We start from the raw sequence: 8,636 nt of genomic DNA on the forward strand, positions 1-8,636 counted from the left end.
TATCTCGGAGCTGGTGATCTACTTGGTGCGTGGCACCGATGTACGCCACATGGGTCTCAAGCGCATGAAGGCCGAGGTCGAGGGCGACACTTCCGGCGCTACCGAAAAGGCTAATGTTCCGGGCGAATCGGACGATAAGTAATATTGCTCCCGAGCATCAACGCCCGGCCTCGTCCGGGCGTTTTCGTTTGTGGCAGATACAGCAGGCACCCGCGAACAGTCTTGAAACGTCCCGGCGTGACCAGTGGTTTGGCAAATTGCCATCAGTCGGCGGTATGCTAGTCGGGATTCAAGAGGAGTATCGATGAGTAAAGTCAATGTGCTGGTCGTGGACGATGCGCCGTTCATCCGCGACCTGGTGAGGAAGTGCCTGCGAAATGCCTTCCCGGGCATGGTCATCGAAGACGCGGTCAATGGCCGCAAGGCCATGGCCATGCTGAGCAAGGAACGTTTCGACCTGGTCCTGTGCGACTGGGAGATGCCGGAGATGTCCGGCCTCGAACTGCTGACCTGGTGTCGCCAGCAGGAAGAAATGAAAGCCCTGCAGTTCATCATGGTGACCAGCCGTGGTGACAAGGAAAACGTGATTCAGGCCATTCAGGCTGGCGTCTCCGACTTCGTTGGCAAGCCGTTCACCAACGAACAGTTGCTGACCAAGGTGAAGAAGTCCCTGGCCAAGATCGGCAAGCTCGAGGCCCTCGTGGCGGGAGCGCCGGCGCGAGTCAATTCGGCCTTTGCCAACGATTCGCTGAGTGCCCTGACCGGCGGCAAGCCCGAAGCCGTGAAGGTCGCGCCAACGCCTGCGCCGGCTGCCGCGAGCAAACCGCTGATCAGCGCACCGCCACCGCAGAGCGCTGCCGCTGCAGCCCAGTCCGGGCGAGGTCAGGGGCAGCTGCGCCTTTCCAGTGGTACTCAGCCCTGCGTGATCAAGGCCCTCAGCCTCAAGGAAGCGCTGTTGGTGGTGCGCCGCAGTGCTGCTCTGCCGCAGGTGCTCGAAGGAGCGGTGCTCGATCTGGAGCAGGGTGAGAACGCCGAGGTCGCACGGTTGAACGGTTACCTGCATGCCATCGCCGCGCTCGAGCCCAAGCCTGAGAGCGACTGGCTGCAACTGACGTTCAAGTTCGTCGATCAGGATGCACAGAAGCTCGATTACCTGTCGCGATTGATCGCCCGCGGTACTGCGCAGAAGCACTTCACGCCGGGCGGTTGATCCGCTGTTCCACCCTCCGGTGAGAGCGGCAAAAGGCCGCTCTTACCGCGTCAGATTCGAAGCAGTCACCCGACCAACTGTCATACCCCCGGGATAACTCGCTGCTAGGCTCAAGACATAACAACTGTCAAAAAGCCACCATCATGCGCGCCTGCCTGTTGCTGTCCCTGCTCTTGGCTTCGGCACCGGGCATGGCCATGACCCTCTACAGCACCACCGACACCTTCGGCGTTGCGTCCTATTCCTACCAGCCCAGCCCCGGTGCGCGCGCAATGGCCTTGCGCGAGCCGATGGTCGAGCGTCTCGACGATCAGGTCCGTCTGCAGCCCGAAACCTTTGCCGGGGGCGTGCGTTTCCTGGCGCGCAATGATCTGTTCGCCCCAGTGGAAGTCGAACTGCGTCTGGAAGGCCTGGGCAACGCCCGCGACGGTAACGCGCCGCGTATCGTGCGACGGGTGCTGGCACCGCGCTCCACACAGGTGCTGAGCGTGATGCTGGCGCGTTCTGGCGGCCAACTGAAATACCGCGCCAAGCTGCGTCACGCCCTCGGCGATCCCGCGCAGCGCCCGCAAGCCTACCGCTATCCCTTTCCGTGGCGCGGCGGTCCGTTCCGGCTGAGCCAAGGGCCCAACGGGCGCTTCAGCCATTTTGGCGCGAAGGGCCGCTATGCCATGGACATCGCCATGCCAGAGGGCACGCCGATCATTGCCGCTCGGGGTGGCGTGGTGGTCAAGGTGGAGAACCGCCAGAGCGGACGTGGCAACAACCCTTCGGGCAACTTCGTGCGGATCCTGCACGCAGACGGCACCATGGGGGTGTACCTGCACTTGATGCGGGGTTCCGTGGTGGTGAGCGAGGGTCAGCGGGTGGGGCAGGGTGAGATGCTGGGCAAGTCTGGCAACACCGGCAACAGCAGCGGGCCACACCTGCATTTCGTGGTGCAGCGCAACGTGGGGCTGGCGCTGGAGTCGATTCCCTACCGTTTCGACCGTCCGATTGGCGGACTACCGGACTTCACGGCAGGGAATCCATGAACAGCGCCGTCAGTCGAGCTTCAGCACCTTGGCCAGGACAATCTTCGGCCCTTTCATCTTCTTGATGATGATGCGCAGGCCTTCGACTTCCAGCACTTCCTCTTCCTCGGGCACGCGCTTGAGCGACTCGTAAACCAGGCCTGCGAGGGTCTCGGCCTCGATGTGGTCAAGGTCGACGCCCAGCAGGCGTTCGACCTTGAACAGCGGCGTGTCGCCCCGCACCAGCAGCTTGCCCGGCTGATAGGCAAGGATGCCGCGTTCTGCCTTGCGGTGTTCGTCCTGGATATCGCCGACCAGCACTTCCAGCACGTCTTCCATGGTCAGGTAACCGATCACCTTGCCATCGGCTTCCTCGACCAGCACGAAATGCGCACCCCCCTTGCGGAACTGCTCGAGCAGCTGCGACAGCGGCATGTGTCGCGATACGCGCTCCAACGGCCGCGCCAGGTCTTCCAGGTCGATGCTTTCAGGAAGGTGGTCCAGCTCGGCCAGCTCCAGCAGAAGGTCCTTGATGTGCAGCAGGCCGGTGAACTCTTCGCGCTCGGCGTCATACACCGGGTAACGGCTGAACTTGTGGCGACGGAACATCGCCAGGATGTTCTTCAGCGGCGCCTTGGCATCGAGCACCACCATGTCTTCACGGGAGTTGGCCCAGTCGACCACCTCCAGCTCACCCATTTCCACCGCCGAGGCCAGCACGCGCATGCCCTGGTCGCTTGGGTCCTGGCCGCGGCTGGAGTGCAGGATCAGCTTGAGCTCTTCACGGCTGTAGTGGTGCTCATGGTGCAGCCCGGGCTCGCCCTGGCCGGCGATGCGCAGGATGGTGTTGGCGCTGGCGTTGAGCAGGTAGATCGCCGGGTACATCAGCCAGTAGAAGAGGTACAGCGGTACTGCCGTCCACAGCGACAGCAGCTCGGGCTTGCGGATCGCCCAGGATTTGGGCGCCAGTTCGCCAACCACGATGTGCAGGTACGAGATCACGAAGAAGGCGACGAAGAACGACACGGCCTTGATCAGTTCCGGGCTGTCGACGCCCAGATAGGCCAGCAGCGGTTCGAGCAGGTGGGCGAAGGCCGGCTCTCCGACCCAGCCCAGGCCCAGCGAGGCCAGGGTGATGCCCAATTGGCAGGCCGACAGGTAGGCGTCGAGCTGGTTGTGTACCTTGCGCAGGATGCTGCCGCGCCAGCCGTGCAGCTCGGCGATGGATTCGACGCGGGTTGAGCGCAGCTTGACCATGGCGAACTCGGCGGCAACGAAGAAGCCATTGAGAACTACCAGGAACAGGGCAAAGAGAATCATGCCGAAATCGGCGAATACAGAAGCGAGGCTGATACCAGGGGAAGGGTCCATGATGGAGTTTTTACGGGGTCCGTCTTTGAAAGAGAGAGAAAAAAAGTGCCAGCTCTAGCTGGCACAGGGGATCCAATGTAGCGGCTGAAGCTGCAAAAGCAAAGGGGATGGTTTTTGCTCGCCGATTCTCAGCTGCGATTTACCGCCAATTGTGCCGGCGCAAAATGACAGGTGAACGTGCTGCCATGACCCGGCACGCTACTGATTTCCAGCTTGCCGCGATGGCGCATCAGCACATGCTTGACGATCGCCAGGCCCAGCCCGGTGCCGCCTGTGTTGGAGGCACGGCTGGAGTCGACGCGGTAGAAGCGTTCGGTCAGGCGCGGCAGGTGCTTGGCGTCGATGCCCACCCCGGAGTCCTGCACGCTCAGGTGTGCCCCCTGCTCGTCGGCCCACCAGCGGATGCGAATGGTGCCTTCCTCCTGGGTGTACTTGACCGCATTGAACACCAGGTTGGAGAAGGCGCTGCGCAGTTCCGATTCGCTGCCTTTCAGGCGCAGGCCCGGCGCGGCTTCCAGGGAGATGCTCTGGCGCTTGGGCCCGGACAGCGCCTGGGCGTCACCCTTGATCGACTGCAGCAAAGTATCCACCGCCACCGGCTGGTTGTCCGAGGGATAGTCGGTCGCTTCCAGCTTGGCCAGCAACAACAGGTCGTTGAGCAGGGTCTGCATGCGCGAGCCTTGCTGGCTCATCTGCTGCAGCGCGCGAGCCCAGCGCGGGTTCACGTCCTCGACGTTATCCAGCAGCGTCTCGAGGTAGCCGGCGATCACCGTCAGCGGCGTGCGCAGTTCGTGGGAGACGTTGGCGACGAAGTCCTTGCGCATCTGTTCGAGCTGGTGGATGCGGGTTACATCGCGCACCAGCATCAGGTGCTCGTTGTTGCCGTAGCGGGTGATGTGCAGTTGCACGCGCAGGCGGTCGTTGATTGGTGAGGGGATTTCCAGCGGTTCGATGTAGTTTTCCGCTTCGAAGTATTCCTTGAAGCGCGGATGACGGACCAGGTTGGTGACCGGTTGCCCGCCATCCTGGGGCGTCTTGAAGCCCAGCAGGGTCTCGGCGGCGCGGTTCCACCACTCCAGGTTGCCATCGCTGTCGAGCATGATCACCGCATCGCGCAGGGCAGCGGTGGACTCCTGGACTCGGTCGATCACCGCTTGCAGGCGCCCGCGGACACGCTGGTCGCGGCGCTGCAGGTGGTAGATGCTGTCGAATACTTCGCCCCACAGCCCGTAGCCGTCCGGCGGCGCCTCGTCGGGCTGGTGGTTGCGCAGCCATTCGTGCAGGCGCAGCAACTGTTTCAGGGTCCAGCCCAGGTAGAGCGCCAGGCCAACCGCCAGGCTCCAGCCGTATTGCCCGCTGATCAGCCCGCCGAGCAGGCAGACGCTGATCAGCAGGAGCAGGTGGCGAATCAGGGTCGCGTGCCAGTTCGGGTTCAATTCACAGTCCTTGTACAGCGGCTTGCAGTGAAGCGTGCGGGCGCGTCAGCTCTTGGTCGAGAAACGGTAGCCGGTGCCGCGGACGGTTTGTACCAGATTTTCGTAGGCTTCACCCAGCGCCTTGCGCAGGCGACGGATGTGCACGTCGACGGTGCGCTCCTCGACATAGACGTTGCCGCCCCAGACCTGGTCGAGCAGCTGGCCACGGGTGTAGGCGCGCTCCTGGTGGGTCATGAAGAACTGCAGCAGGCGGTATTCGGTCGGGCCCATCTCGGCGGGTTTGCCGTCGATGGTGACGCGGTGGCTGATCGGGTCGAGCAGCAGGCCGCCAACTTCGATCGGTGCCTCGCTGTCGCTTGGGCCGGTGCGGCGCAGCACGGCCTTGAGGCGGGCCACCAGCTCGCGTGGCGAGAACGGCTTGGTGATGTAGTCGTCGGCACCGACTTCCAGGCCCTGGATCTTGTTGTCCTCTTCGCCCTTGGCGGTGAGCATGATGATCGGGATGTCCCCGGTCAGCTCGTCGCGCTTGAGACGGCGTGCCAGTTCGATGCCGGAGGTGCCGGGCAGCATCCAGTCCAGCAGGATCAGGTCCGGCTTGCGGTCGACGATGATGGCGTGGGCCTGCTGGGAGTTCTCTGCCTCGAGGCAGTCGTAGCCGGCCATTTCCAATGCAACGGCGATCATCTCGCGAATAGGCGCTTCGTCGTCGACGATCAGAATGTTCCTGCCAACCATGCTCAAAACTCTCCCATCTATGATGTCTTGGCCCGCATTAGATAACGGAATTATTGCAGCTGTGTGACAGGGCGTTGGCCGTTCTGGCGACATTGCATGACTGCGCTAGGCTTCACAGGGCCGCTGCGGCGGTGTTTCTCCTTCTTCCCCCCGACACGATGGTGATTCCAATGACACGACATACGCTGAGCTGGATGGCCCTTTTCGCTGCGCTGGCATTGCCGGGGGTGGCGTCGGCGCACCACGCGATGGAGAAGGACGGCATGTGGGTCGACCATGCCGGCATGACGCTGTACACCTTCGACAAGGATGCCGGAGGCAAGTCGATGTGCAACGGTGATTGCGCAACCAACTGGCCGCCGCTGCTGGTCAAGGCCGAGGATGAAGCGGCCAAGGACAAGTGGACGGTGATCGAGCGCGATGATGGCAAGAAGCAGTGGGCCTATGATGGCAAGCCGCTGTACACCTTCATCAAGGACAAGAAAGCCGGGGACAAGACCGGTGATGGCGTGAAGGATGTCTGGCATATCGCCAAACCCTGACGCGTGGTCGGTCTTTGTGGGAGCGGGCTTGCCCCGCGATTGCGTCAGTGAATTCACCAGTGCGATCGCGCGGCAAGTCGCAGCGGCGAACCGCTGCGCTCCCTTCAGCGCAGCGCGTAGTCCAGCACCACGCCGATGAAGATCAGCAGGCCCGCCCAGTGGTTGTGCAGGAACGCCTTGAAGCAGGCATCGCGATCCAGCGTGCGGGTCGACCAGAACTCCCAGGCGAAGCATGCCAATGCACCCAACAGGCCCAGGTGGAACCAGCCACCCAGTTCGAAGTGGTTGCCGGCTAGCAACAGGCAGCCAAGCGACAGCACCTGCAAGGTCAGGATGATCACCCGATCGGCCTCGCCGAAGAGGATCGCTGTGGATTTCACGCCGATCTTCAGGTCGTCGTCGCGATCGACCATCGCATAGTAGGTATCGAAGGCTACCGTCCACAGCAGGTTGGCGATGTACAGCAGCCAGGCCGCCGCTGGCAACTCACCCCCTGCAGCGGTGAAGGCCATTGGGATGCCCCACGAATAAGCGGCGCCCAGCACCACCTGCGGGTAGTAGGTGTAGCGCTTCATGAACGGGTAGCAGAACGCCAGGGCAACGCCACCAAATGACAGCCACACGGTGCTGGCGTTGGTGCACAGCACCAGCAGGAAACTGATCCCTGTCAGCACCACGAACAGCATCACCGCTTCGCGGGGCTTAATCCGGCCGCTGGCCAGGGGGCGATCGGCGGTGCGCTTGACGTGGCCGTCGACCTTGCGGTCGGCGAAGTCATTGATCGCGCAGCCCGCCGCGCGCATCAGCGCAACTCCGAGGCCGAAGATCAGCACGTTGGCCAGGGTTGGTGCACCCCTGGCGGCGATCCACACGGCCGCGAGCGTAGGCCACAGCAACAGGTAGATGCCGATGGGACGGTCCAGGCGGCTGAGCTGGACGAAGTCCCAGGCCCTGGGGTGCAGGCGGTTGAGCGACTTGAGCAACTGCAGGTACATCAGGGCGATACCTCCTTGTCCGCCTGCCACATCGCTGGCAGGAATACCTCGGCGACCAGCAGGTCCAGGCCATCGCGTTCGAAGCGCGAGCGGCGGCCCCAGAGGTTGGCGCTGGCAACCTCCGTCGGCATCCACGCCTGTGGGTACGTACACACCTCGATGGGGTGGCGAATGAACGCCTGGTCGCAGAACAGCAGTTCGCCGAGCGAGCGGCTGCCCAGGGTCTCCAGATCAAGACCGCCGCGCTCCAAGGCTTCGCGGCTGGCGACGCTGCGGGCGAATACCCAAGGCTGGTCATGGCCGCGCAGATAGACTTCACGCACCCAGCCCTGCGCGCCTGGCGCAAGATTCAGGGCGAGGCATTCGTCGTCACGCAGTGGTTGCCAGCCTTCGAACAGCGGCGTCACGCAGAAGTGGTCGTGGGAGAGGCGGGTCAGGCGACGGGTCAGGGAGCCTTCGTCGAACAGCCAGTCGAGGGTGCGCTGGTCGAGGTCGCTCGCCAGCTGTGGATACGCCAGCCACGCGACAGCGGCTGCTTGCGGGGATTCGTACGACACGTCGGTATGCTTGTTACATCCAGAGAGGCGGCGAGCTTAGCATGATTGCCGGGTTTGCTTGCATACTGCCGGCCGGGCCAGTACAAAGCCCGTCATGAATTGCGCGGTGAGTGCTTCGCGGGGGAGCCCGCTCCTATGCAGGGGCGGGTTCAGCCATGAGAGGGCCATCAGCGGCAACACAACGCCTGACCGAGGAACCCTGATGAAGAAGTGGCAATGCATTGTCTGTGGCCTGATCTACGACGAGGCCGAGGGCTGGCCGGACGACGGGATCGCTCCAGGCACCCGCTGGGAAGACGTGCCGGAAGATTGGCTGTGCCCCGATTGTGGTGTAGGCAAGAGCGACTTCGAAATGATCGCCATCGGCTGATCGACGACCCCCTGCAAGAGGAAGCACGACATGACGTCCCCTGTGGTGATCATCGGCACTGGCCTTGCGGGCTATAACCTGGCCCGGGAATTTCGCAAGCTCGACGCTGACACGCCGCTGTTGCTGATCACCGCCGACGACGGTCGCTCCTATTCCAAGCCGATGCTCTCCACCGGCTTTGCCAAGCACAAGGACGCCGACGGCCTGTGCATGGCCGAGCCGGGCGCCATGGCCGAGCAGCTCAAGGCCGAGATTCGTACCCATACCCGTATCAGCGGCATCGACCCTGGTCACAAGCGCTTGTGGATCGGCGAGGAGGCGGTGCAATACCGCGACCTGGTGTTGGCCTTGGGTGCGCAGACGGTACAGGTGCCGATTGAGGGCGACGGCACCGAGCTGGTCTTTCC

General features: G+C 63.1%; 10 protein-coding genes and 1 pseudogene. 6 read left to right on the forward strand and 5 right to left on the reverse strand.

Annotation, left to right across the window (positions count from 1 at the left end):
* The 3 genes and pseudogenes from VA602_RS14615 to VA602_RS14625 form a co-directional block, all read left to right on the forward strand.
* Positions 1-142, forward strand: a pseudogene (locus VA602_RS14615) (phosphate signaling complex protein PhoU); the annotation flags it as partial.
* A gap of 162 nt (positions 143-304) precedes the next feature.
* Positions 305-1,210: a response regulator gene (locus tag VA602_RS14620; RefSeq protein ID WP_063541828.1), complete on the forward strand. Its 906-nt coding sequence runs from the start codon at positions 305-307 to the stop codon at positions 1,208-1,210.
* 143 nt (positions 1,211-1,353) lie between these two features.
* Positions 1,354-2,244, forward strand: a complete 891-nt coding sequence (locus VA602_RS14625) for a M23 family metallopeptidase (RefSeq protein WP_151925840.1) — start codon at positions 1,354-1,356, stop codon at positions 2,242-2,244.
* Positions 2,245-2,253: 9 nt separating this feature from the next.
* Here the strand turns inward: VA602_RS14625 and VA602_RS14630 are convergent, their stop codons facing one another.
* The 3 genes from VA602_RS14630 to phoB all read right to left on the reverse strand — a co-directional run bounded on the left by VA602_RS14630 (position 2,254) and on the right by phoB (position 5,765).
* Positions 2,254-3,594: a hemolysin family protein gene (locus VA602_RS14630; RefSeq protein ID WP_323453571.1), complete on the reverse strand. Its 1,341-nt coding sequence runs from the start codon at positions 3,592-3,594 to the stop codon at positions 2,254-2,256.
* Positions 3,595-3,722: 128 nt separating this feature from the next.
* Positions 3,723-5,030 (reverse strand): phosphate regulon sensor histidine kinase PhoR, encoded by a 1,308-nt coding sequence (phoR, locus tag VA602_RS14635; RefSeq protein WP_323453572.1) that lies wholly within the window; start codon positions 5,028-5,030, stop codon positions 3,723-3,725.
* Positions 5,031-5,075: 45 nt separating this feature from the next.
* A complete protein-coding gene (gene phoB / locus VA602_RS14640; protein WP_003253341.1) occupies positions 5,076-5,765 on the reverse strand; it encodes a phosphate regulon transcriptional regulator PhoB in 690 nt (229 codons plus the stop codon).
* Positions 5,766-5,935: 170 nt separating this feature from the next.
* Between phoB and VA602_RS14645 the strand changes: the two genes are divergently transcribed.
* The gene (locus VA602_RS14645) at positions 5,936-6,307 is read left to right on the forward strand and encodes a COG4315 family predicted lipoprotein (protein ID WP_063541824.1); all 372 of its coding nucleotides are present in this window, start codon (positions 5,936-5,938) and stop codon (positions 6,305-6,307) included.
* 104 nt (positions 6,308-6,411) lie between these two features.
* Here VA602_RS14645 and ubiA read toward each other — a convergent pair whose 3' ends face one another.
* Together ubiA and VA602_RS14655 are read right to left on the reverse strand one after the other, a co-directional pair.
* Positions 6,412-7,302, reverse strand: a complete 891-nt coding sequence (ubiA, locus tag VA602_RS14650; RefSeq protein ID WP_197891692.1) for a 4-hydroxybenzoate octaprenyltransferase — start codon at positions 7,300-7,302, stop codon at positions 6,412-6,414.
* Positions 7,302-7,859 carry a chorismate--pyruvate lyase family protein gene (locus tag VA602_RS14655; RefSeq protein ID WP_065864607.1) on the reverse strand — a complete coding sequence of 186 codons (558 nt, stop codon included), beginning with the start codon at positions 7,857-7,859 and terminating at the stop codon, positions 7,302-7,304. The genes ubiA and VA602_RS14655 overlap by 1 nt, the downstream gene beginning before the upstream one ends.
* A gap of 202 nt (positions 7,860-8,061) precedes the next feature.
* Here VA602_RS14655 and VA602_RS14660 point away from each other — a divergent pair, with 202 nt between their 5' ends.
* Together VA602_RS14660 and VA602_RS14665 are read left to right on the forward strand one after the other, a co-directional pair.
* Complete coding sequence (locus VA602_RS14660; protein ID WP_011536423.1) at positions 8,062-8,229, forward strand: rubredoxin; 168 nt, start codon at positions 8,062-8,064, stop codon at positions 8,227-8,229.
* A gap of 30 nt (positions 8,230-8,259) precedes the next feature.
* Positions 8,260-8,636: FAD-dependent oxidoreductase (locus VA602_RS14665; RefSeq protein ID WP_323453573.1), on the forward strand; the 377-nt coding region annotated here is incomplete at its 3' end.

The sequence above is a fragment of the Pseudomonas machongensis genome (assembly GCF_034961125.1).
In the GTDB taxonomy this organism is placed as follows: domain Bacteria; phylum Pseudomonadota; class Gammaproteobacteria; order Pseudomonadales; family Pseudomonadaceae; genus Aquipseudomonas; species Aquipseudomonas machongensis.

Excerpts from the sequence above, each read along its gene's own strand:
- VA602_RS14630 (WP_323453571.1), bottom strand. The coding sequence starts at position 3,594 with ATGGACCCTTCCCCTGGTATCAGCCTCGCTTCTGTATTCGCCGATTTC.
- VA602_RS14645 (WP_063541824.1), top strand. The coding sequence starts at position 5,936 with ATGACACGACATACGCTGAGCTGGATGGCCCTTTTCGCTGCGCTGGCA.
- VA602_RS14620 (WP_063541828.1), top strand. The coding sequence starts at position 305 with ATGAGTAAAGTCAATGTGCTGGTCGTGGACGATGCGCCGTTCATCCGC.
- phoB (WP_003253341.1), bottom strand. The coding sequence starts at position 5,765 with ATGGTTGGCAGGAACATTCTGATCGTCGACGACGAAGCGCCTATTCGC.
- VA602_RS14625 (WP_151925840.1), top strand. The coding sequence starts at position 1,354 with ATGCGCGCCTGCCTGTTGCTGTCCCTGCTCTTGGCTTCGGCACCGGGC.
- VA602_RS14660 (WP_011536423.1), top strand. The coding sequence starts at position 8,062 with ATGAAGAAGTGGCAATGCATTGTCTGTGGCCTGATCTACGACGAGGCC.
- ubiA (WP_197891692.1), bottom strand. The coding sequence starts at position 7,302 with ATGTACCTGCAGTTGCTCAAGTCGCTCAACCGCCTGCACCCCAGGGCC.